The organism is Klebsiella sp. BDA134-6, from assembly GCF_015601345.1.
In the GTDB taxonomy this organism is placed as follows: Bacteria; Pseudomonadota; Gammaproteobacteria; order Enterobacterales; family Enterobacteriaceae; genus Klebsiella; species Klebsiella grimontii.
Genome location: NZ_CP064784.1, coordinates 1,653,831 through 1,675,135, shown reverse-complemented (window position 1 = coordinate 1,675,135; position 21,305 = coordinate 1,653,831). Strand labels below are relative to the sequence as shown.

Here is a 21,305-nt window from a genome sequence, read left to right as displayed (position 1 = left end):
GCCTTTCGCGCGCTACACTCGAAGTTTAGTCTCAATCAATAAACAGGGAATGACCGTGTTGCAACTCCTTTTTGCTGTGTTTCTTGGCGGCGGCACCGGCAGCGTTTTGCGCTGGTGGCTGGGTATGAAGTTTAACCCCATGCATCATGCTATCCCCATTGGTACGCTCACCGCTAACCTGCTGGGGGCTTTTATTATCGGCGCAGGGCTGGCATGGTTTAATCGCCTGACGGATATCGATCCGATGTGGAAGCTGCTTATCACCACCGGCTTTTGCGGCGGGCTGACCACCTTCTCCACGTTCTCCGCCGAGGTGGTGTTTCTCCTGCAGCAAGGGCGCCTTAGCTGGGCGTTACTCAACGTACTCGTCAACTTATTAGGCTCATTTGCCATGACTGCCGCTGCGTTCTGGCTGTTCTCTCATGCCGCCAGCCGCTAACCGCAGGCAAAAAAAAACCCGCCACGAGCGGGTTTTTATATTCTACTGACGCGTTGCTTAGATAGGCATTACGTTTGCAGCAGAAGGGCCTTTGGCACCGTTAGTGATTTCGAACTCTACGCGCTGACCTTCAGCCAGAGTTTTGAAACCGTTGGACTGGATTGCAGAGAAATGTACGAATACATCTTTGCTGCCATCTTCCGGAGTAATGAAACCGAATCCTTTGGACTCATTAAACCACTTAACGTTACCTTTAATCTTAGACATCAAAATTACCTTTATATGAAAAAATCGACACTAATACTGTGTCGGGTATCAGTACACCAATTGTGGTACCTTTTGTCCAGCGCAACTTTGCTAAAAAGTGATAAAAGTCTCTATCTTTTTGTACAGGGTTCACTTTAGTCTTTGTTTTTCCACAAGACAGTCCGCTTATCTCTTTTATGGCTATCAAAATTCGCATCAAAACTGAATGCGCGCCCAGGCAAAGTAAACGTTACCGTTGTTGTAGGTACCGGGTATATAGGTCATCTGGAATGTTGCCGGACCGTAACCGATGGAAGCCAGGGGCAGCACGACCGGAATAGGGATATAGTTCCAGTTATCACGCGCCGTCACGCCAAGCGTGTAGCCCAGACCCAAGTGGAAATTATCGTCCGCCAGCGGACGCCACGTCTTCTCCCAGCCATAGCCGCCGATAGGCTCCCACTTGTTATAAGAGTCTTTAAAGGCCATCAGATAGATGCCATGCCAGTTTCCTTTATCGTCCCAGCGCGAGACCCCGAAGCCGGCGCCCCACGGGCGTTCGTTATACCGGTCCGTTTTCTCTTTATCGTAGGCGAAACGGGCATGCCAGGTCACCGCAGGGATATAAAGATCGTAGTGCTCAGGCTCATTCCACGTCTGCGAGACGTTATCGCTCAGCGTGTTGTAGCCGTCGCGAAGCGTCGAGCTGAACGATGCATTAGCGGAGGTGGATGATAGCAGCAGGCCCAGGCATCCAAGAAAAAATCCAATAAATCGACGTCGCATTAACACTTTCTCTTACCAGTATCATTTTTAAAGCGGAGTAAGATAGCAAAGATAAACTTAATACTACCTTAACGGAATTAGGCAAACTCTTGATTTGCCCGGTACAAAAAATCTGAAATCCCTCTTAGCTAACGTTTAACTATGCCGGCCTTGTACCGTCAGCGAGAGATTCTCATCGATTTATTGATTTGCATCAGCGAGTTTCGCCCGTTTTTTAGGCACATTCGCTCACTTAATTTTTCCTTCGCTTTATTTATCAGCAGATTCTTTGGATTAATGGTTTAGGGGTAAAAGAATGCTTACGCTAGTAGAGATCCTGATTGGGATTGTGGTCATTGTGGGCGTCGCCCGCTACATCATTAAAGGCTATTCAGCCACCGGCGTGCTATTCGTCGGTGGCTTAGTATTACTCATCGCCAGTGCGCTAATGGGGCATAAGATTTTACCAGGCGACGCAAAGAGCACCGGTTACTCCGCCACCGATATTGTTGAATATATCAAGATACTGCTTATGAGCCGCGGCGGCGACCTCGGCATGATGATCATGATGCTCTGCGGGTTCGCGACTTATATGACGCACATCGGCGCCAATGACATGGTGGTGAAGCTGGCGTCAAAACCGCTGCGCTTCATTAACTCACCCTATCTACTGATGATCGCCGCGTATTTCGTTGCCTGCCTGATGTCGCTGGCCGTCTCCTCGGCAACCGGTCTTGGGGTGCTGCTGATGGCGACGCTGTTCCCGGTCATGGTCAACGTTGGCATCAGCCGCGGTGCCGCCGCCGCTATTTGCGCCTCTCCGGCGGCGATTATTCTGTCACCGACCTCCGGTGATGTCGTGCTGGCCGCTAAGGCCGCCGAAATGCCGCTGATTGACTTTGCCTTTAAAACCACGCTGCCCATCTCAATTGTCGCTATCATCAGCATGGCGATCGCTCACTTTTTCTGGCAGCGTTATCTGGATAAAAAAGAAAACGTCGTCCATGAAATGCTCGATGTGAACGAAATAACCACCACTGCTCCCGCTTTCTACGCCATCCTGCCGTTTACGCCGATCGTTGGGGTACTGATTTTCGACGGCAAATGGGGCCCGGAGTTGCATATCATCACCATTCTGGTTCTCTGCATGCTGCTGGCGGCGATTCTGGAATTCTGCCGCGGCTTTAACACCAAAAATGTGTTTAACGGCCTGGAAGCGGCGTATCGCGGCATGGCTGACGCTTTTGCCGGAGTGGTGATGCTGCTGGTCGCCGCCGGCGTCTTTGCTCAGGGGCTGAGTACCATTGGCTTTATTAACGGTCTGATTTCTATTGCCACGTCGTTCGGCTCCGCCAGCATTATTCTGATGCTGGTGCTGGTCATTCTGACCATGCTGGCGGCCATGACCACCGGTTCCGGTAACGCCCCCTTCTATGCTTTCGTTGAGATGATCCCGAAGCTGGCGCACTCTTCCGGTATCAACCCGGCTTATCTTTCGATACCGATGCTGCAGGCGTCTAACCTTGGACGAACCATTTCGCCGGTATCCGGCGTGGTGGTCGCTGTCGCCGGGATGGCAAAAATATCACCGTTCGAGGTGGTAAAACGGACCTCTGTCCCGGTTCTGGTGGGTTTGCTAGTGGTTATTATCGCCACCGAAGTGCTGGTTCCCGGCAGCGCAATCCGCTAACGGTGACCCCCTGTGAAAAGGCGCCTGTTGGCGCCTTTTTTATGCTTTAATAACGCAATGTTATCAATGACCATTTGTCATCAGGAATAAAAATGTTCAGGAAGGATTTCGTCGCCATTGCCCTTTTGCTTAGTGCCGCCCAGGTCAGCGCGGATCCGCTGATCGCCACGCAATACGGTGATTTTGATCGCTACGTGCTGGCTCTCTCCTGGCAAACGGGGTTCTGCCAAAGTATGCAAGACCGAAACCGCGGCGAGCCGGAAGAGTGTCGCCTGCAGCAAGATCGCAGCAATAAAGCCGATTTCCTGACCGTTCACGGCCTGTGGCCGAGTCTGCCAAAATCCATTGCCGCGCGCGGAGTGGACGAGCGCCGCTGGATGCGTTTTGGCTGCGCGACCCGCCCTGTCCCCAATATGCCGGAAGCGAAAGCCGGGCAAAAATGTCGGGCGGCGGAAACCGGTCTATCGCTGGAAATGGCGAATAAACTTAACGGCGTCATGCCGGGTTCGGGCGGCAACTCATGTCTTGAACGTTATGAATACGCCAAGCATGGCGTTTGCTTTGGGTTTGATCCTGACAACTATTTCGGCGCCATGGTGCGCCTGAACGGCGAAATTAAGCAAGGCCCCCTTGGCGCTTTCCTGGCCAAACATTACGGGCAAACCGTTAGCCGGGATGACTTCAACGCCGCGGTCGCTGAGGCCTATGGAAAACAGAACGTTAAGGCGTTCAAGTTAACCTGCAACGGCAACCCCGCCTATCTGACTGAGATGCAAATCTCCATCAAAGCCGCGGCTATCAATGCCCCTTTATCCGCTAACTCATTCTTACCTCAGCCCCATCCGGGGAACTGCGGTAAGCAATTTCTGCTGGATAAAGCCGGCTAGGTTTTATACGACTTAGCTATCGTTCGTTAATGAATGTGCGTTTAATCACTTCAAACCACCAGCAAGTCTCAGTATGATGAGAGGACATTAACCCTTGCCATTTTCGGTGAGGGTTTTCTTTTACGGACAGGTTCCTGGATAACATGGAGTATGAGATGACCAGACCCGCAATCATCATTAATGAACTTGACGCAGAGCGCATCGACAGGCTGCTGGAGCAACCGGCTTTCGCCAACTCGCCGGTCGCGGACGCGCTAAATGACGAGCTTGACCGCGCGCAAATGCTGGCCCCGGAAGCCATGCCGCATGATGTTGTCAGCATGAATAGCCAGGTCAGGTTTCGCGATTTAACAACCGGTGAAGAGCGTATCCGCACCCTGGTTTTCCCGGCCCAGGTAACGGATAGCGCCACTCAGCTATCGGTTATGGCCCCGGTCGGCGCCGCCCTGCTGGGACTAAAAGTCGGCAGCGCGATTCACTGGGAATTACCGGGCGGCACCTCAACGCATCTTGAAGTGCTGGAACTGCTCTATCAGCCGGAAGCCGCTGGCGATTTCCACCGTTAACCCCCTTCCTGCCTGAGGCGTTTACGCTTTATCCAGAGGATGTATCCACATCCTCTTTCTGAACTTTTCACTCTTCACTTCTCATTTGACAAACTTTTACGCCGCACTCCAGCCGTTCTGACAATTTTGCGACCTGAATGGCACAATACTTTCCTATAATGTGTTGATATAAAAGCAGACGAACAAGGAGGAATGCATATGTATAAAACAATCATTATGCCCGTTGATGTCTTTGAAATGGAGTTAAGCGATAAAGCCGTTCGCCATGCCGAGTTTTTAGCCCAGCAGGACGGGGTTATCCATCTTCTCCACGTACTACCCGGTTCTTCAAGCTTCACGATGAGTCGTTTTACCGCCGACCTGCGCCGCTTTGAAGAGCATTTGCAGCATGAAGCAGAAACGCGCCTGAAAACAATGGCTGGACATTTCAGCATTGACCCGTCGCGAATCAAAATGCACGTCCGCTTTGGCAACGTGCGCGATATGGTCAATGAACTGGCCAATGAAATAAAAGCCGATGTGGTCGTGATTGGCTCCCGCAATCCTTCCATCAGCACGCACCTGCTGGGCTCCAACGCCTCAAGCGTGATTCGTCATGCCCATATTCCGGTGATGGTGGTCAGGTAACTCCAGCATGCTAAAAAAAGAGGCTACCCAAGGGTAGCCTCTTTACTGTGCAGGTTGAGTCTTACTTTATTATGAATTATGCAGTTTTAGTGCGAATCAGGTAATCGAACGAGCTCAGCGACGCCTTCGCACCTTCGCCGGTGGCGATAATAATCTGTTTATACGGAACGGTCGTGCAGTCGCCAGCAGCGAAAACGCCCTTCACGTTGGTTTCACATTTCGCATCAATGATGATTTCCCCCATGCGGTTGCGTTCAATCGCGCCTTCCAGCCAGTTGGTATTCGGCAGCAGACCTATCTGAACGAAGATCCCCGCCAGCGCCACGTGATGTTCATCGCCGCTCACCCGGTCGCGGTACTGCAGGCCGGTGACTTTGCTGCCGTCGCCCACCACTTCTGTGGTCTGCGCGTTCAGGATAATATCGACGTTTTTCAGGCTGCGGACTTTATCCTGCAAAACCTGATCGGCCTTCATTTCCGGCGCGAACTCCAGCAGAGTGACATGTTCAACAACGCCTGCCAGATCGATTGCCGCTTCCACGCCGGAGTTACCGCCGCCGATCACCGCCACGCGCTTGCCCTTAAACAGCGGGCCGTCGCAGTGCGGACAGTAGGTTACGCCCTTGGTACGATACTGATCTTCACCCGGCACGTTCATGTTACGCCATTTCGCGCCGGTAGCAATGATCACGCTACGCGCTTTCAGCACCGCACCGGAGGCGGTTTCAATCTGATGTAGACCGCCTTCAACCGCAGCAGGGATCAGTTTTGAGGCACTTTGGGAATCGATAACATCAACATCGTATTCGCTAACGTGCGCTTTTAATGCGCCAGCCAGCTTCTGGCCTTCCGTTTTAGGTACCGAGATATAGTTTTCGATATCCACGGTATCCAGCACCTGGCCGCCAAAACGCTCGCCCATCAGGCCGGTACGAATGCCTTTGCGCGCGGAGTAAACGGCTGCAGCTGCGCCGGACGGGCCGGAGCCGACGATTAAGACATCGTAGGCTTCACGTTTATTCAGCTCTTCCGCCGCACGTTTTTCCGCACCCGTATCCACTTTAGCCACGATTTCAGTCAGCGTCATGCGGCCCTGACCAAATTCCTTACCGTTCATAAATACTGCCGGTACGCCCATCACGTTGCGTTCGGTGATTTCATTTTGATACGTTCCGCCGTCAATCGCCGTGTGCTTGATACGCGGGTTCAGTACCGCCATCAGGTTCAGCGCCTGAACCACATCCGGGCAGTTATGACATGAAAGCGAATAGTAGGTTTCGAATTCAAAATCGCCGTCGATATTGCGGATTTGCTCAAGCAGGGACTGGGCTTCTTTTGACGGATGGCCGCCGGTCCACAGCAGAGCAAGAACTAAAGAGGTGAATTCATGTCCCAGCGGAGAACCGGCAAAGCGCGGCCCCTGGCTGGAGCCGGGGTTGGTAATCAGGAATGACGGCTTGCGCACCGCCAGGCCGTTATCTTCTTTAAAGGTGACTTTATCTGACAGTTCAGCAATTTCAGCCAGCAGTTCCCTGATTTCTGCCGATTTAGCGCCGTCATCCAGCGTGGCAATCAGCTCAACAGGTTTAGTCAGCTTCTCAAGATAGGCCTTGAGCTGGGTTTTCATGTTGGTGTCGAGCATTTTTATCTCCTGGGCTTAAAACATCATCATGCAAGCGGCCTCGTCCAGGCAGCCTGAATACGCTTGCATCATGGTGTTGGAATGAAATGGGCGCCGGTGCGCCCATGACTGAAGTCATTTCCAAAGTATTTCGCGTCAGAGCAAGGCGGCTAGCCTGAGAATCCCCGAGAGCTTACTGAAGTAAGCGACCGGGGTGAGCAGGCGACGCCAACGCAGCTATGGCGTGAAAGACGACGGAAATTTAGATTTTGCCGACAAGGTCCAGGGATGGAGCCAGAGTCGCTTCGCCTTCTTTCCACTTAGCCGGGCAAACTTCGCCTGGGTGAGAAGCTACGTACTGAGCTGCTTTGATTTTGCGCAGCAGGTCAGACGCGTCACGGCCGATACCTTCAGCGGTAACTTCGATAGCCTGGATAACACCCTGCGGGTCAACAACGAAGGTTGCACGATCTGCCAGACCTTCATCTTCACGCATGTTGTCGAAGTTACGGGTCAGGGCGCCAGTCGGGTCGCCGATCATCGCGTATTTGATTTTGGCGATGGTTTCAGAGCTGCTGTGCCACGCTTTGTGGGTGAAGTGGGTATCGGTAGAGACGGAGTACACGTCTACGCCCAGCTTCTGCAGTTCTTCGTAATGGTCTGCGACGTCGCCCAGTTCAGTCGGGCAAACGAAAGTGAAGTCAGCCGGGTAGAAGAAGAAGACGCTCCAGCGGCCTTCAGTATCTTTCTCGGTTACTTCGATGAATTCACCGTTTTTGAACGCCTGGTTTTTGAAAGGTTTGATTTTGGTATTAATTAAGGACATCTATACTTCCTCCGTGTTTTCGTTGAGGTCTAAGTTAACGAATTTTTCCTGACTCGACCAATGCGTTTGCATTATCGAATCAATAAGCGTTATCTAACAACCGAAACAAGACAACTTTGTGAACCTGTCAACGCGATGGCAAACCGCTACCGCGTTTCGCATTATATGCGCTGAAAAGTAAAAAGGCCGCCCTCGCAGGCGGCCCCGTTACCTGAAACACCCGCAGGTAGGTTCAGCGCCAGTAGCTGGCAATGTGTTGCGCTCTACACCTTAATGTAACAGCTCAGCGATTACATCACCCGCTGAACGAAAGGGCAATCCACGCGGCGTCAGGTCTTACCTATGGCTGTAATAGGTTTTACCACAGCCATGACTTTTACCTTTGATTTTGCTGGGCTTCACTCTATCCCCCCCTGTTCATGCGGATCTGAATCCCCGGCTTCTACGATCGGGCCTTTTTCCACCCAGCACAAACGAAGCGTCTTAATGCCCCTCACCGGTTGATAAGCTATCCCGGTGCCAACGTCATATCAGCAATTGACCTTATGAATAACGAAAGAAGGATTCAACACGCAATGAGGCTGCGGATAAAGAAAAACTACAGATTATGAAGGAGGCAAAGCCAGACTTCATAAACGTCCTTCCGTCTCTGGCGTTGCAGTAAACAAAAGGATCTGGCGGAATGCGCGACGGTGGTATATATTTAGATAAACTTAACGACGACACGAGCATTAAATAATTAAGAACGAACATTCACCAAACAAATATAATGAAAACATATTATAATCTATTTTTCTTACTGCCAGCTTAACAGGACGTTGAAAATGGCTAACCTTTACGATCTCAAGAAATTCGATCTGAATCTACTCGTTATTTTTGAATGCATTTACCAGCATTTAAGTATCAGCAAAGCGGCGGAAACGCTATTTATTACGCCCTCTGCCGTCAGTCAGTCACTTCAGCGTCTCCGTACCCAGCTAAATGACCCACTATTCGTTCGTTCAGGTAAAGGGATAACGCCGACTACGGTAGGTGTTAATCTGCATCATCATCTCGAAAAAAACCTGAATCAATTAGAACAAACTATCTATCTGACCAACCGTTCTGAATTAAAGAAACGTCTTGTGGTTTATGCCCCGCAGCTTTTTATTACCCCTAAAACAACTAATTTGATTCATATGCTATTAAATGATTCAAACCTGCACGTTGAGCATCACGATCTGCTGGCATCAGGAGAGTCGGTAGAAAGCTTGCTATCCTACCGTAAAGCCGACCTGATATTCAGCACTCTGCCGCTAATATCGCGAGCTACCGTCTGTAAGCGCATCCAGGAGATGGACATTTCGCTGGTGTGTAATGAAAACCATCCCAGGCTGGCATCGCTGACCACGACAAAAGCCATACTGCAGGAACGCTTTACCTATTATCTGTCTAACGATCAGGGAACTAAATCCTTTCAAAACCAGGCTGCAGGCATTCTTGCTGATAGAAAAATCGCTTTCAGTAGCGATTCATACACCGCCATCCTTAATATTATTCAACAGACTGATTTAATCGGTTTTGTACCGACGTGCATTCTGGAATATATAAGTTTCCAGAATAAATTTAAAGTTATCAACGTGCCATTTAAGATCCCCTCCGTCAGTATTTACATGATCTATAATCGGGTAAACCTTGATGACCCCAAGTTTGCAAGATTCATCGACAATTTCGAAAACAATAATATCGGTGAATAATTAAAATAATTTTCATTAAATTAATGAATAATAACTAATCTCTTGATTACGAAAAGAATATGATATAAGTACACAGTATCTTTCGCATTAAAGGAATAATGGCTGTGTCTTTTATAAAACTTCCATTACCAGAGTCCGTTCTGCAGGCCAGTCAGCAGAGAATAGAATGGGTAATGGATAACTTCTCTCGCATTTGCGTCTCTTTTTCTGGCGGTAAAGATTCAACGACCATGCTGCACCTCACTGCGCAGCATGCCCGCCATACAGGCAAAAAGATTTGCGTCCTGTTTGTTGATTGGGAAGCGCAGTTTTCCTGCACCATTGCGCATTGCGAAAGGATGCGCGAAGAGTATCGTGACGTTATTGAGCAATTTTTCTGGGTGGCGCTGCCCCTCACCACGCAAAACTCGCTGACCCAATACAACCCCGAATGGCAGTGCTGGGAACCCGGCGCGCGCTGGGTGCGTCAACCACCGAAGGACGCGATTACCGATCCGGGCTATTTCCCATTTTATCAATCGGGTATGAGCTTTGAAACGTTCGTCCGCGAATTTGCCGATTGGTTTTCGCAAAACCGTCCTGCGGCAGTTATGGTCGGCATCCGTGCCGATGAATCGCTTAATCGGTTTATCGCCATCTCCTCGCAGCGTAAGCTTCGCTTTGCCGACGATAAGCCCTGGACCACCTCAGCGCCGGGCGGTCACGCATGGTACATCTATCCTATCTACGACTGGAAAACCGCCGATATCTGGACCTGGTTTGGTAAAAGCGGCCTGTCCTATAACCCACTCTATAACCTGATGTATCAGGCGGGCGTTCCGCTGCGTTATATGCGCATTTGCGAACCCTTTGGCCCGGAACAGCGCCAGGGACTGTGGCTCTACCATGTGCTGGAACCTGAACGCTGGGCCGCCATGTGCCAGCGCGTCAGCGGCGTCCACTGCGGCGGGGTCTACGCCGGTCACGATAATCAGTTCTACGGTCATCGAAAGCTGGATAAGCCGGAACAGCACACGTGGAAAAGCTATGCCCTGTTCTTGCTCGATAGCATGCCGGAGAAAACGGCGGAACACTATCGCAATAAAATCGCCGTTTATCTGCACTGGTATCAGAAGCAGGGAATGGCGGATATACCGGATACACAACCGGCGGACATTGGTTCCAAAGATATCCCCTCATGGCGGCGCATCTGCAAAGTTCTCCTGAATAATGATTACTGGTGCCGCCAGCTTTCTTTTAGTCCGACCAAATCTCATCAATATAAACGCTATCGCGAGCGTATGAATAAAAAGCGCCAGCAATGGGGAATACTATGCAACGACAATTAATCCAGGCTATTGAACGCTATCTGCAATCGCTGGAAGATGAAGAGGAAAAGATTACTGCGCTTAACGCCTTTCGCCAGACTCTGCATGAATATAGTCCTTTCAAATCACAACCGGTTGATTGCGTGCTGTGGGTCAAACAGGAAAACGTTTTGCCTAATGATTACAACCCAAATAACCTTGCGCCGCCTGAAAAGCGCCTGTTATTCACCTCGCTGGAAACGGACGGCTTCACGCAACCCGTTGTGGTGTTGAAACAGGAGCAGGAGCGCTACGCCATTATCGATGGTTTTCATCGTCATGAACTGGCCAGCGGCAAAGCGACATTGAAAAAACGGCTGAAAGGCTACCTGCCCATCGCCTGCCTGGAAAGCAACGGCGCTAAGCGTGATTCTCTAATGGCCGCGACCATTCGCCACAACCGGGCGCGCGGGCGGCATCAGATTCATGCGATGTCGGAAATTGTCCAGGAATTGGCGCATCTCGGCTGGTCCGATACTAAAATCGGCAAAGAGTTAGGTATGGATTCAGACGAAGTATTGCGCCTGAAGCAAATCAACGGTCTGGTAGAGATGTTCGGCGATCGTCAATTTTCTCAGGCGTGGACCGTTAAATAATTACAGACGACACAGTCGTTCCGCCGCAGCCAGCAGCGTTGCTGGCTGTTTGGCGAAGCACAAGCGTATCAGCTTATGCGGGAACGGATCGGCGCAGAACACCGACAGAGGGATCGCCGCGACGCCGATTTCGGTGGTTAACCAGCGGCAGAAGCTGACATCATCCAGATCCGAGACGGCGCTATAGTCCGCCAGCAGGAAATAAGTCCCTTCGCAGGGCAAAATTTCCAGGCGACTGGAACGCAACGCATCAATAAACAGATCCCGCCGCTCGCGGTAAAACGCCGGAAGCTGCCGGTAATGCTCCGGTTCGCGACGCAGCATATCGGCAATCGCCAGCTGGGCGGGCGTATTGACGGCAAAAGTCAGATACTGATGCACTTTACGCAGCTCCGCGCTAATGGCGGCAGGCGCTACACAGTAGCCGACCTTCCAGCCGGTCATATGAAAGGTTTTGCCAAATGAAGAAACCGCTACCGCCCGTTCGCGCAGCTGCGGATGCGCCAGCACGCTGGCATGCCCTTCAGCAGCAAAGCAGATATGTTCATAAACTTCATCGCTAAGCACGTAGATTTCACGATCGGCGATCGCCTGCCATAGCGCGGCAAAATCTTCCCGCAGCCACACCGTTGCTGACGGGTTGTGCGGCGTATTGAGTATAACCAGTCGAGTTTTGTCGCTGAGGCTCGCGGCGAACTGCCGCCAGTCAACGCGAAAATGCGGCGGCTGGAGGGCAATTCGCTTCAGCACGCCGCCCGACAGCTCAATCGCCGGGGCATAGCTATCGTAGCTTGGGTCAAAGCAGATAACCTCGTCGCCGGCGCGCACCAGGGCGGTAATCGCCGCATACAGCGCTTCCGTCGCTCCGGCGGTCACGGTCACGTCGCTGTTGGCATCGGGACGGTAGCCGTACAGCTCTTCGGTTTTATCGACGATGGCTTCGCGCAGCGCGGCTACGCCGGTCATCGGCGCATACTGATTGGCTCCCTGCGCAACATGATACGCCAGTCGCTCCTGCAAATAGCGTGGGCCGTCGAAATCCGGAAACCCCTGCGACAGGTTTATTGCCTGATGCTGCTGGGCCAGGGCGCTCATTTGGCTAAAAATGGTCGTGCCCAGTGAGGGGAGTTTACTCTCAGGAATCAGTGGCTTATTGCTCATTCTTTTTGTACCGTTTGTGATGCTGTTGTTGAAGCCACTATAACACGATGTTAATATTTGGCAATCAAGACGCTTAGACGTCTAAATGATAACGTTATTTCGCTTATGATTGAAAAACAGCTATCAGCACAACGCCACCGTCAGCACGACCTACCGCTCACTCTGGAGAACTCATGATCCGCGCTATCGTGACCGATATTGAAGGCACCACCAGCGACATTCGCTTCGTCCACAACGTTCTGTTCCCGTACGCCCGCGAACGCCTGGCCGGTTTCGTGACCGCTCAGCAGTTTGTCGAGCCGGTGAAGACCATTCTCGATAACCTGCGCGAAGAGATCGCCCAGCCGGCGGCTGGCGCCGAAGAACTGATTGCGACCCTCTTCGCCTTTATGGATGAAGACCGCAAATCGACTGCCCTCAAGGCGCTGCAGGGCATTATCTGGCGCGATGGCTACGTTCATGGCGACTTTACCGGCCACCTGTATCCGGATGTTCTGCCGGCGTTGGAAAAATGGAGGTCACAGGGTATTGATTTATATGTATATTCCTCAGGCTCCGTTGCAGCGCAGAAATTGTTATTTGGCTACAGCGATGAAGGTGATATTACTCATCTGTTCAACGGCTATTTCGATACCCTGGTAGGCGCCAAGCGTGAAGCGCAGTCCTACCGCAACATTGCTGAGCAGCTGGGACAGCCTCCTGCCGCCATCCTGTTCCTTTCCGATATTCATCAGGAGCTGGATGCCGCGGAAGAGGCCGGTTTCCGCACCCTACAGCTGGTGCGCGGCGACCGCGACCCGGCCAGCCACCATCCGCAGGTTCAGCGTTTTGACGATATTCATCCGGAGCAGATCCCAGCATGAGCGCATTAACCATTTTTTCCGTGAAAGACCCGCAAAACTCGCTCTGGCACAGCACTGACGCCGAAGAGATCCAGCAGCAGCTCAATGCCAAAGGCGTCCGTTTCGAGCGCTGGCAGGCCGACCGTGATTTAGGCGCGGCGCCAACCGCAGAAACGGTCATTGCCGCCTATCAGCATGCGATTGATAAGCTAGTGGCAGAGAAAGGCTATCAGAGCTGGGACGTGATCAGCCTGCGCGCGGATAATCCGCAAAAAGAGGCGCTGCGGGAAAAGTTTCTCAACGAGCATACCCACGGGGAAGACGAAGTGCGCTTCTTCGTCGAGGGCGCCGGGCTGTTTTGCCTGCATATTGGCGATGAGGTGTTCCAGGTCCTGTGTGAGAAGAACGACCTGATTTCGGTTCCCGCTCACACGCCGCACTGGTTTGATATGGGCTCTGAGCCCAACTTCACCGCCATCCGCATCTTCGACAACCCGGAAGGCTGGATAGCCCAGTTTACCGGCGACGATATCGCCAGCGCCTACCCACGGCTGGCGTAATGCCGCGATTCAAGGGGTGAGCAGGCTTATCATCGCTCTCAAGGCGCTTTCCCGGAGGCGGCGCGTAACGCGCTTGTCCAGGCTACTCGACCCGCAGACGGCGATGATCCTGTAGGCCGGGCAAGGCGCCTGCCGCCGCCCGGCGATTCCCTGCGCCTAAGCGCTAATAAACCTCGGCGGATCGAAAGCGGTCACCGGCGGCAGCGCCTCGCGCCATGGCTCAATTTCCACCCAGCAGCTCTGAGCGCTACAGCCCTGCCCCAGTCGCGAACTGCCGCGATCCTCGGTGAGCACGTTGGGATTACCGTGCTTATCCAGCGACCCCTTTTCATTCGGATCCAACGGATCGTACCAGGCGCCGGTCGACATCTGCACCACCCCCGGCAAAATCTGCTCACTCAGGTGCACGCCGGCGAGAATCGCGCCACGGGCGTTATAAACCTTGACCACGCTGCCTTCGCGAATATCCCGCGCCTGCGCATCCTGAGGGTGCATCCACAGCGGCTCTCGCCCCTCAATTTTCGTCGCCCGGCTCACGCTGCCGTGATCGTACTGGCTATGCAGACGGGTGCGCGGCTGGCTGGAGAGCAGGTGCAGCGGCCAGCGCGCCGCCTCCTGCCGCTGCCGCTCCGCCTCCTGCTCATCCCACCACGGGTGGCCTGGGCACTCGCGATAACCAAAACCGGCGATGGTTTCTGAAAAAAGCTCAATCTTGCCGGACGGCGTGGCGAGAGGATAGCGCTGCGGGTCGGCGCGAAAATCCGCCAAAAAGACCTGCGGTTTTTCCGGCGCGCTATACTCCAGCACTCCCTGCTGCCAGAACGCGTCAAACGACGGCAACGCGATCCCTTCTTCCTGCGCGCGCGGCCGCGACGCTTCGTAGATTTGCCGCAGCCACTGCCCGGCATCGCGCCCCTCGCTAAAACGCTCAGCGAACCCCAGCCGTTCGGCGAGATCGCAGAAGATGGCGTAATCATCGCGCGCTTCGCCCACCGGCGGGATCTGCGCGCTCATGGCGATCATAAAGCCGTCGTGGCCTCCGCTGCCGATATCTTCCCGCTCCAGCGAAGTGGTGGCCGGCAAAACGATATCGGAAAATTTGGCCTGCGCGGTCCAGAACTGCTCGTGTACGACTACCGTTTCCGGCCTCCGCCAGGCTTCGCACAGGCGGTTAAGATCCTGATGATGATGAAACGCGTTGCCGCCCGCCCAGTAGACGAGGCGAATATCGGGATAGCGCAGATGCTGGCCGTCAAACTCGTACGCTTCACCCGGATGCAGCAGCATATCGGAGAGACGCGCCACTGGAATCACGCTGTTCACGGCGTTATCCCCGGCAGGAAGACGCGGTCCGGAAAAGGCTTTCCGCGCCGCTCCTGCCAGATTGGTACAGGCGTAGCCAAATCCTAACCCGCCGCCCGGCGTACCGATTTGCCCCAGCAGCGCGGTAAGCGCCACCGTCGCCCAGTAGGCCTGTTCGCCCTGGCGCGCCCGCTGAATCGACCACGAGATATTGACCATCGTGCGCAGGCTCGCCATCTCGCGCGCCAGCGCGACAATCCGCTGCGCCTCAATACCGATTATCGCCGCCGCCCACTCCGGCGTTTTCGCGATGCCATCGCGCTCCCCCATCAGGTAGGCGCGATAAGGCGCAAAGCCCACGGTATGGCTGGCGACAAAAGCGCTGTCGTAAAGGGATTCATTAATCAGCACGTAGCACAGCGCCAGCAGCAGCGCGGTGTCGGTCCCCGGACGAACCGCAAACCACTCTGCGCTCTCCACGGCGCTCAGATCGTTGCGTACCGGGCTGATATTGATAAAGCGCGTCCCCTGCGCCTGCATCTTTTCCAGCCAGTATTTCAGCATATGGTCGTTGGCGCCGCCGCCGTTGACCTGCGCATTACGCAGCGGCAGGCCGCCGAAGGCGACGAACAGCTGACACTCGCGCGCCAGCTCGGAAAAGTGGGTATGCTGGCGGTGCAGCGGGCTCAGCGGACCGAGAATATGCGGCAGGATGCGCTCACCCGCCGCGCTGCTGTAGGTATTGGTGCTGGCGGTATAGCCGCCGAAGCACTTAAGGAAGCGATGCAGCTGGCTTTGCGCGTGATGGAAACGCCCGGCGCTGGCCCAGCCGTAGGAACCGCCGAAAATCGCTTCATTGCCGCAACGCGCTTTGACCGAATTCAGTTCGCGCGCCAGCAGATCGAGCGCCACCTCCCAGCTCACCTCCACGAACGGCTCTTTACCTCGCCCCTCGCGGGAAGCCGGACCATTTTGCAGATAGCCGGCGCGCACCGCCGGACGGCGAATGCGCGTCTTGCTGGTGACCGCATCCGGGAGCGACTGTCCGATAGGTGAGGGATTTTTATCCCACGGCACCGGCGTCACCGCCTCAATGTTGCCGTCACGTGCCTGTACCTGCCAGGTTCCCCAATGCATTACGGTCAGATTATGTTGTTTTCTCATGTGGTTTTTTCTCACCTGCTAACGGCCGCTATAATAAATCGCAGGAATAATAAATTTAAAAGCCCTGTCGCCATACAATCTACTGCCTTAAAAGCGTTTACCAATTAAAATGGCTTAAGATTATTGCGTAATACGATATATTTAAGATATGCATTAATACTAATTAAGCAGCAATATTGTTTTGATTAAATAAGAGTTGCAAGCAAATTAAGCCCACAAAATAAAAAGGGATTAAACTGCATCATGAAATATTTTCAGGTTGCAGATGACAAATTTACGTTTTCCTCAGGCAAATCTGCGATATAACATTGTTGATATAACTTAGACATATTTTGTATTTGAGGTTGTGTAGTTGTTATTGTCATGCTACGGCTCCGCAGCCACCTCCATTACAGGACCATAATAAGAATGTCGCAGAAAAATAAATTATTGCCCCTCGCGCTGGGCATGCTCTCGCTTGCCTCCGTTAACGCTCTGGCGGCGGAGACGCTATCGCTTCAGGGAAAAACCATCGGCGTCGCCGTGGTCGGCACACAGCACTTCTGGGATCGTGAAGCCTATAAGGGTGCGACCGAAGAGGTAGAGAAACTGGGTGGTAAGGTGATCGGCGTCGACGGCGGCCGCGATAATCAGGTTCATGCGAATAACCACGATATTTTACTGTCGCGTAAGGTTGATGCGGTAATTAGCATTCTGGGCGACAGCGCCGTTGAGCCTAAATTCAAAGCGCTGCGCGATGCCGGCATTCCGGTATTTACCGTAGACCACGTTTCGAAATATTCGGTCAATAACACCACCTCCGATAACTACACGCTGGGATCGACCATTGGTCGTTATATGGCCGATGAGCTGGGTGGCAAAGGCAACGTCGCGGTATTTAACGCGTTCTCCAGCTCCCTGCGTATTTGCGGCATTCGTTACGACCAGTGGAAATATGTCCTTAAAGATTACCCGGATATTCATATTATTCAGCCGGAGCTGGCCGAACAGTTTGCCAACTCCCCGGAAGACGCGCGGAAGAAAACCCTCGAACTGCTGAGCCAGTACCCGAAAGGTAAGCTCGACGCAATTCACGTGGCCTGCTGGGATCAGCCGGCAATCGGTATTGTCCAGGCGCTGGAAGAGACCGGACGCGATAAAGACGTGAAAGTCACCGCCATCGACGCCGGCCCGGAAACGCTGGAGATCATGGCCGAACCGGGCAGCCCGTTCGTCGCCAACGTCGCCCAGCAGCCGCACCTGATTGGCCAGACCTCTGCCGATAACGTCGCGCGCTACTTCGACAAACAGAAGCTGCCCCTGCAAACCTTTATTCCGGTGGTCCCGGTGAAAGGTCCGCAAGAGGCGAAAGCGGTCTACAAACAGCTAGGATATGGCGAACTGCAGTGATCACTCAATCCTCCGGCGGGGCGACCCCCGCCGCTGGCCTGGCGATGAACCAGATCAGCAAAAGCTTTGCCAACGTGACTGCATTAAATGCGGTCACGCTGCTTCTGAACCCCGGTGAAATTCACGGCCTGATCGGCGAGAACGGCGCAGGAAAATCGACGCTGATAAAAATCCTCGCTGGCGTCTATCGGGCCGATAGCGGCAACGCCACGCTCGACGGCGAGCCGCTGCCGCTCGGCAATCCCGCGGCGATTGAAGCGCTGGGCATCCGCGTTATTCACCAGGAGCTCAACCTGATCCCGCACTTTACCGTGGCGGAATCGGTATTCCTCGGCCAGGAGTATCGCACCCGCTGGGGGGCGCTGGACCGGCGGCGGATGAACGCCGCGACCGAGGCGTTTTTCCGCGACAGCTGGCAGCTGGACATCAATCCCCGCCGCCTGATCCGCGACCTCAGCCTCGCCGAGCGCAAACTGGTGCAAATCGCCAGGGCGCTGATCGACGGCGCGGCAAAGCTGGTGGTCTTCGATGAGCCCACCGCGCCGCTGGAGGCGCAAGAGGCCAGCCTGGTCTCCTCAGCGATTCTGCGCCTTCGCGAGCAGGGGATCGCGATCCTCTATATTTCCCACTATCTCAACGAAATCGCCGCCCTTTGCGATCGCGGTACGGTGCTGCGTAACGGCGAGGTCGTCGGCTATCCCGACCGGGAGCTCCTGCAGAATACCGACGCGCTGATTAAAATGATGGTCGGTCGCGACATTGAACAGCTCTATACCCCTCGCCAGAGCAGCGCTCATCAGGTCGATGCCGCCGCGCCGGTGCTGTCGGTTCGCCATCTCAGCGACGGTCAGCAGCTGCACGATATTAGCTTTGATATTCAGCCGGGAGAGATCGTCGGCATCGCCGGGCTGCTGGGCGCCGGGCGCGACGTGCTGGTCGATCTGCTTTACGGGCTGCGCCGCCCCCGCAGCGGCACGATTAGCATCGACGGCCAGGCGAAGCGGCTGCGGACGCCGTATCAGGCTACCCGCGCCGGGCTAGCCCTTGTGCCGCGCGACCGTCGCCATCAGGGGCTGATTCTCCCCTTCTCCACCGCCGACAATATCAATCTGGCCTCGCTACCGGAGACCGCCACTTTCGGCTGGGAACATCGCGGCAAAGCGCTGGATAAAGCGCGCGGCTGGATCGAACAGCTCGCCATCCGCCCCGGCCGTCCGGAACTGCCGGTGCGTTTTATGAGCGGCGGCAACCAGCAAAAGGCGATTCTCGCCCGCTGGCTGGGCACCGATGCGCGGCTTTTCATCCTCGATGAACCCACCCTCGGGGTGGATATCGGCGCGCGCAGCGATATCTATCAGCGTACCCGCGAGCTGGCGGATCGCGGTCGCGGCGTACTGGTCTCATCCAGCGACGCGCCGGAGCTGCTGGGCCTTTGCGACCGCATCCTGGTGATGTGGCGCGGCGAGCTAGTGGCTAATCTCCCGACCCGCGGGCTGACGCTGGACGCGCTGCTGGTGACGATTAACGGTGGACAGGAACAACAGGTATGAGTGCAGGTATCCAGCGCCGCCCCCTTCCGGGCATCACGACGCTTATCGAAAAATTTCCCCTGATTCTCTTTTTTGCGCTGCTGGTCTGGCTCAGCCTGCAGTCGCCTTTCTTTTTAAGCTGGCAAAATATCAGCATGATGCTGGTGCAGAGCGTGCCTCTGGCGATCCTCTGCTTCGGCCTGGTCTGCGTGATTGCCGTCGGCGGCGATGATGTGGTCTCCGGCGGCATCGACCTGTCGCTGCCCGCCATCGCGGTGCTCGGCGTCGCGCTGCTCAGCCTCGGCATGGCCGAGTGGAACACCCCGTACCTGGCGCTGTTTATACTGCTGATTGCCGTGAGCCTGGCCTGCGGCGCGGTCAACGCTACGCTGGTGCTGGCGGCGGGTCTGCCGCCGCTGCTGGCGACCCTGTCAACCTCGGTGGCCTTCACCGGACTGACCGACCTGCTGACCGGCCAGCGGCGCATCGCGGTAAACGACCCGCTGATGGTGGCTTTTCGCGATAACGATCTGTTCGGCATTCCCTTGCCGCTTATCTATCTGCTGGCGGTCTTCGCGCTGTTTCAGTTTTTGCTCCACCACTCCCGCTTCGGCCAGCATTTACAGGCGGTGGGCGGTAACCGCGATATGGCGCAGATGAGCGGGCTCAACGTTCGCCGTTTGACCATTATCGTCTGGCTGCTGGCAGGCATTGCCGCCGGCCTGGCGATTTTACCGCTGCTCAGCCAGGGCTCCGGCAGCTCCAGCGGCACGGCGACGCCGCTGCTGCTGGAAACCGTCCTCGCTACTTTTATCGGCGCGGCGTTTTCGCGGCGTCGGGTGGTCACCATCTGGGGGGCGCTGCTCGGCGCGGTACTGGTCAACGCGCTCTCAAACGGGCTCGGCCTGCTGGGGGTGAATATTTTCTGGATGGGCGCGATCAAAGGCGGCCTGATCCTCGTGGTGCTGGCGGCGTCGGCGGTCAGACATAAAGGAGGCAACTGATGAGCCAGATGACGCTCAAGACCCCATCAACGAGTCAAACCGGCAGCACCCCGCTGGCGTGGCTTTCTCGGGCGGGATTCGGCGGCATTACCCTGCTGGCGATTGCCCTGTTCGGCTGGGCGAACCCGGTATTTCTGACCTTCGATAACTGGGCCAATCTGCTGCAGGGCAGCGCGATTTTGCTGATCGTGGCGATGGCGATGACCCTTATCGTTAGCGCCGGGGCGATTGACCTCTCCGTCGGCGTCGCGCTTGATTTCGGCGCTGCCTTTGCGCTGGTGGCGCTCAAAACCTGGCACCTGCCGTGGCAGGCAGCGGTGGGCTGCGCGCTGCTCGGCGGGGTGATTATCGGCCTGCTGAACGCCTTCCTGATCCTTGTCTGCCAGATTCGTCCGTTCCTCGCCACCCTCGGCACCTGGTTTATCGCCAGCAGCGCCGAACGCATCTATACCGACGGCGGCGGCTCTATCTCCTACCGCCGGATGGCGCCGGAGTATCACGATCTGGCGGTCGGCAATATCGCCGGTATTCCAACGCCGGTGGTGATCGTGCTGGCGCTGTGGCTGGCGGCCTGGCTGATTACCGAACGTACGCTGTTCGGCAAATACGTGCGCGCTATTGGTCAGAACAGCGAAGCGGCGCGGATCGCCGGGATCCGCGACCGCCGGACCATGCTGTGGGTGCTGGTGTCGGCCTCCGCGCTGTGCGCCGTCGGCGGCGTCATTCTCTCCGCCAACCTGCGTCAGTTTACGCCGCTGGCCGGTCAGGCCTACCTGATGGACGCCATCGCCGCGGTCTTTATCGGCACCGCCTTCAACCGGCTGGGTCGGGTCAGCATCGCCGGCACCCTCGGCGGCGTGCTGTTCCTCGCGATTATAGATAACGGCCTGAACCTGATGGGGCTGAACTACCTGGTGAAAGACGCGCTGGTTGGCGTGATTCTGGTGGTCGCGCTGGCCCTCTCCTTCTGGCAGGCGCGTCTGCGCCAGACCCATCGTTAAGCGGAGCT

General features: G+C 55.0%; 20 protein-coding genes. 14 read left to right on the top strand and 6 right to left on the bottom strand.

From position 1 onward, the window contains the following. Positions 1-55 precede the first annotated feature (55 nt). Positions 56-439 (top strand): fluoride efflux transporter CrcB, encoded by a 384-nt coding sequence (crcB, locus tag IYV58_RS07620; RefSeq protein ID WP_004130409.1) that lies wholly within the window; start codon positions 56-58, stop codon positions 437-439. Positions 440-496: 57 nt separating this feature from the next. On the opposite strand, the gene cspE is transcribed toward crcB, so the two are convergent. Then, the gene (gene cspE / locus IYV58_RS07615) at positions 497-706 is read right to left on the bottom strand and encodes a transcription antiterminator/RNA stability regulator CspE (protein WP_004100146.1); all 210 of its coding nucleotides are present in this window, start codon (positions 704-706) and stop codon (positions 497-499) included. Between the two features lie 195 nt (positions 707-901). After that, on the bottom strand, positions 902-1,477 hold the full coding sequence (gene pagP, locus IYV58_RS07610) for a lipid IV(A) palmitoyltransferase PagP (protein ID WP_162626021.1): 576 nt from the start codon (positions 1,475-1,477) through the stop codon (positions 902-904). A gap of 289 nt (positions 1,478-1,766) precedes the next feature. Between pagP and dcuC the strand changes: the two genes are divergently transcribed. From dcuC to uspG, 4 genes are all read left to right on the top strand, one after another. Continuing rightward, complete coding sequence (gene dcuC / locus IYV58_RS07605; protein ID WP_004130407.1) at positions 1,767-3,140, top strand: anaerobic C4-dicarboxylate transporter DcuC; 1,374 nt, start codon at positions 1,767-1,769, stop codon at positions 3,138-3,140. Positions 3,141-3,232: 92 nt separating this feature from the next. Next, positions 3,233-4,027, top strand: a complete 795-nt coding sequence (gene rna, locus IYV58_RS07600) for a ribonuclease I (RefSeq protein ID WP_142471027.1) — start codon at positions 3,233-3,235, stop codon at positions 4,025-4,027. Positions 4,028-4,182: 155 nt separating this feature from the next. Continuing rightward, the gene (gene rnk / locus IYV58_RS07595) at positions 4,183-4,593 is read left to right on the top strand and encodes a nucleoside diphosphate kinase regulator (protein ID WP_004111326.1); all 411 of its coding nucleotides are present in this window, start codon (positions 4,183-4,185) and stop codon (positions 4,591-4,593) included. Between the two features lie 198 nt (positions 4,594-4,791). Next, a complete protein-coding gene (gene uspG / locus IYV58_RS07590) occupies positions 4,792-5,220 on the top strand; it encodes a universal stress protein UspG (protein ID WP_004100140.1) in 429 nt (142 codons plus the stop codon). Between the two features lie 76 nt (positions 5,221-5,296). On the opposite strand, the gene ahpF is transcribed toward uspG, so the two are convergent. Continuing rightward, positions 5,297-6,862 (bottom strand): alkyl hydroperoxide reductase subunit F, encoded by a 1,566-nt coding sequence (ahpF, locus tag IYV58_RS07585; protein ID WP_004130405.1) that lies wholly within the window; start codon positions 6,860-6,862, stop codon positions 5,297-5,299. Positions 6,863-7,103: 241 nt separating this feature from the next. After that, positions 7,104-7,667, bottom strand: coding sequence for an alkyl hydroperoxide reductase subunit C (gene ahpC, locus IYV58_RS07580; RefSeq protein ID WP_004130404.1), 564 nt, complete (start codon positions 7,665-7,667; stop codon positions 7,104-7,106). 824 nt (positions 7,668-8,491) lie between these two features. Between ahpC and citR the strand changes: the two genes are divergently transcribed. From citR to IYV58_RS07565, 3 genes are all read left to right on the top strand, one after another. Next, positions 8,492-9,403 carry a DNA-binding transcriptional repressor CitR gene (citR, locus tag IYV58_RS07575; RefSeq protein ID WP_049112035.1) on the top strand — a complete coding sequence of 304 codons (912 nt, stop codon included), beginning with the start codon at positions 8,492-8,494 and terminating at the stop codon, positions 9,401-9,403. A 104-nt stretch (positions 9,404-9,507) separates the two neighbouring features. Further along, on the top strand, positions 9,508-10,731 hold the full coding sequence (locus IYV58_RS07570) for a phosphoadenosine phosphosulfate reductase (RefSeq protein WP_004130400.1): 1,224 nt from the start codon (positions 9,508-9,510) through the stop codon (positions 10,729-10,731). Continuing rightward, positions 10,716-11,345, top strand: coding sequence for an IbrB-like domain-containing protein (locus IYV58_RS07565; RefSeq protein WP_004130398.1), 630 nt, complete (start codon positions 10,716-10,718; stop codon positions 11,343-11,345). The genes IYV58_RS07570 and IYV58_RS07565 overlap by 16 nt, the downstream gene beginning before the upstream one ends. On the opposite strand, the gene IYV58_RS07560 is transcribed toward IYV58_RS07565, so the two are convergent. Continuing rightward, on the bottom strand, positions 11,346-12,491 hold the full coding sequence (locus IYV58_RS07560; protein ID WP_176690163.1) for a pyridoxal phosphate-dependent aminotransferase: 1,146 nt from the start codon (positions 12,489-12,491) through the stop codon (positions 11,346-11,348). It lies immediately after the preceding gene. A 188-nt stretch (positions 12,492-12,679) separates the two neighbouring features. Between IYV58_RS07560 and mtnC the strand changes: the two genes are divergently transcribed. Together mtnC and IYV58_RS07550 are read left to right on the top strand one after the other, a co-directional pair. Further along, a complete protein-coding gene (mtnC, locus tag IYV58_RS07555) occupies positions 12,680-13,369 on the top strand; it encodes an acireductone synthase (RefSeq protein WP_004130394.1) in 690 nt (229 codons plus the stop codon). Next, positions 13,366-13,908: a 1,2-dihydroxy-3-keto-5-methylthiopentene dioxygenase gene (locus tag IYV58_RS07550; RefSeq protein WP_004130392.1), complete on the top strand. Its 543-nt coding sequence runs from the start codon at positions 13,366-13,368 to the stop codon at positions 13,906-13,908. Before mtnC ends, IYV58_RS07550 begins: the two co-directional genes overlap by 4 nt. A gap of 156 nt (positions 13,909-14,064) precedes the next feature. Here IYV58_RS07550 and IYV58_RS07545 read toward each other — a convergent pair whose 3' ends face one another. Beyond that, positions 14,065-16,374, bottom strand: a complete 2,310-nt coding sequence (locus tag IYV58_RS07545; RefSeq protein WP_195729515.1) for a molybdopterin-dependent oxidoreductase — start codon at positions 16,372-16,374, stop codon at positions 14,065-14,067. A gap of 408 nt (positions 16,375-16,782) precedes the next feature. Between IYV58_RS07545 and IYV58_RS07540 the strand changes: the two genes are divergently transcribed. The 4 genes from IYV58_RS07540 to IYV58_RS07525 are packed head-to-tail and all read left to right on the top strand — an operon-like array spanning position 16,783 to position 21,297. After that, positions 16,783-17,763 (top strand): sugar ABC transporter substrate-binding protein, encoded by a 981-nt coding sequence (locus IYV58_RS07540; RefSeq protein WP_004130388.1) that lies wholly within the window; start codon positions 16,783-16,785, stop codon positions 17,761-17,763. Between the two features lie 44 nt (positions 17,764-17,807). After that, positions 17,808-19,313 carry a sugar ABC transporter ATP-binding protein gene (locus IYV58_RS07535; RefSeq protein ID WP_170100751.1) on the top strand — a complete coding sequence of 502 codons (1,506 nt, stop codon included), beginning with the start codon at positions 17,808-17,810 and terminating at the stop codon, positions 19,311-19,313. After that, the gene (locus IYV58_RS07530) at positions 19,310-20,296 is read left to right on the top strand and encodes an ABC transporter permease (protein WP_004130384.1); all 987 of its coding nucleotides are present in this window, start codon (positions 19,310-19,312) and stop codon (positions 20,294-20,296) included. Before IYV58_RS07535 ends, IYV58_RS07530 begins: the two co-directional genes overlap by 4 nt. Then, a complete protein-coding gene (locus IYV58_RS07525; RefSeq protein ID WP_004130382.1) occupies positions 20,296-21,297 on the top strand; it encodes an ABC transporter permease in 1,002 nt (333 codons plus the stop codon). Before IYV58_RS07530 ends, IYV58_RS07525 begins: the two co-directional genes overlap by 1 nt. The last annotated feature ends 8 nt before the right edge of the window (positions 21,298-21,305 follow it).

Bases quoted from the DNA above. Each gene is read 5' to 3' on its own strand.
- dcuC (WP_004130407.1), top strand. From the start codon at position 1,767: ATGCTTACGCTAGTAGAGATCCTGATTGGGATTGTGGTCATTGTGGGC.
- IYV58_RS07530 (WP_004130384.1), top strand. From the start codon at position 19,310: ATGAGTGCAGGTATCCAGCGCCGCCCCCTTCCGGGCATCACGACGCTT.
- rnk (WP_004111326.1), top strand. From the start codon at position 4,183: ATGACCAGACCCGCAATCATCATTAATGAACTTGACGCAGAGCGCATC.
- IYV58_RS07525 (WP_004130382.1), top strand. From the start codon at position 20,296: ATGAGCCAGATGACGCTCAAGACCCCATCAACGAGTCAAACCGGCAGC.
- mtnC (WP_004130394.1), top strand. From the start codon at position 12,680: ATGATCCGCGCTATCGTGACCGATATTGAAGGCACCACCAGCGACATT.
- citR (WP_049112035.1), top strand. From the start codon at position 8,492: ATGGCTAACCTTTACGATCTCAAGAAATTCGATCTGAATCTACTCGTT.
- IYV58_RS07535 (WP_170100751.1), top strand. From the start codon at position 17,808: ATGAACCAGATCAGCAAAAGCTTTGCCAACGTGACTGCATTAAATGCG.
- cspE (WP_004100146.1), bottom strand. From the start codon at position 706: ATGTCTAAGATTAAAGGTAACGTTAAGTGGTTTAATGAGTCCAAAGGA.
- IYV58_RS07565 (WP_004130398.1), top strand. From the start codon at position 10,716: ATGCAACGACAATTAATCCAGGCTATTGAACGCTATCTGCAATCGCTG.
- rna (WP_142471027.1), top strand. From the start codon at position 3,233: ATGTTCAGGAAGGATTTCGTCGCCATTGCCCTTTTGCTTAGTGCCGCC.
- ahpC (WP_004130404.1), bottom strand. From the start codon at position 7,667: ATGTCCTTAATTAATACCAAAATCAAACCTTTCAAAAACCAGGCGTTC.
- IYV58_RS07545 (WP_195729515.1), bottom strand. From the start codon at position 16,374: ATGAGAAAACAACATAATCTGACCGTAATGCATTGGGGAACCTGGCAG.
- uspG (WP_004100140.1), top strand. From the start codon at position 4,792: ATGTATAAAACAATCATTATGCCCGTTGATGTCTTTGAAATGGAGTTA.
- IYV58_RS07550 (WP_004130392.1), top strand. From the start codon at position 13,366: ATGAGCGCATTAACCATTTTTTCCGTGAAAGACCCGCAAAACTCGCTC.
- IYV58_RS07540 (WP_004130388.1), top strand. From the start codon at position 16,783: ATGTCGCAGAAAAATAAATTATTGCCCCTCGCGCTGGGCATGCTCTCG.
- ahpF (WP_004130405.1), bottom strand. From the start codon at position 6,862: ATGCTCGACACCAACATGAAAACCCAGCTCAAGGCCTATCTTGAGAAG.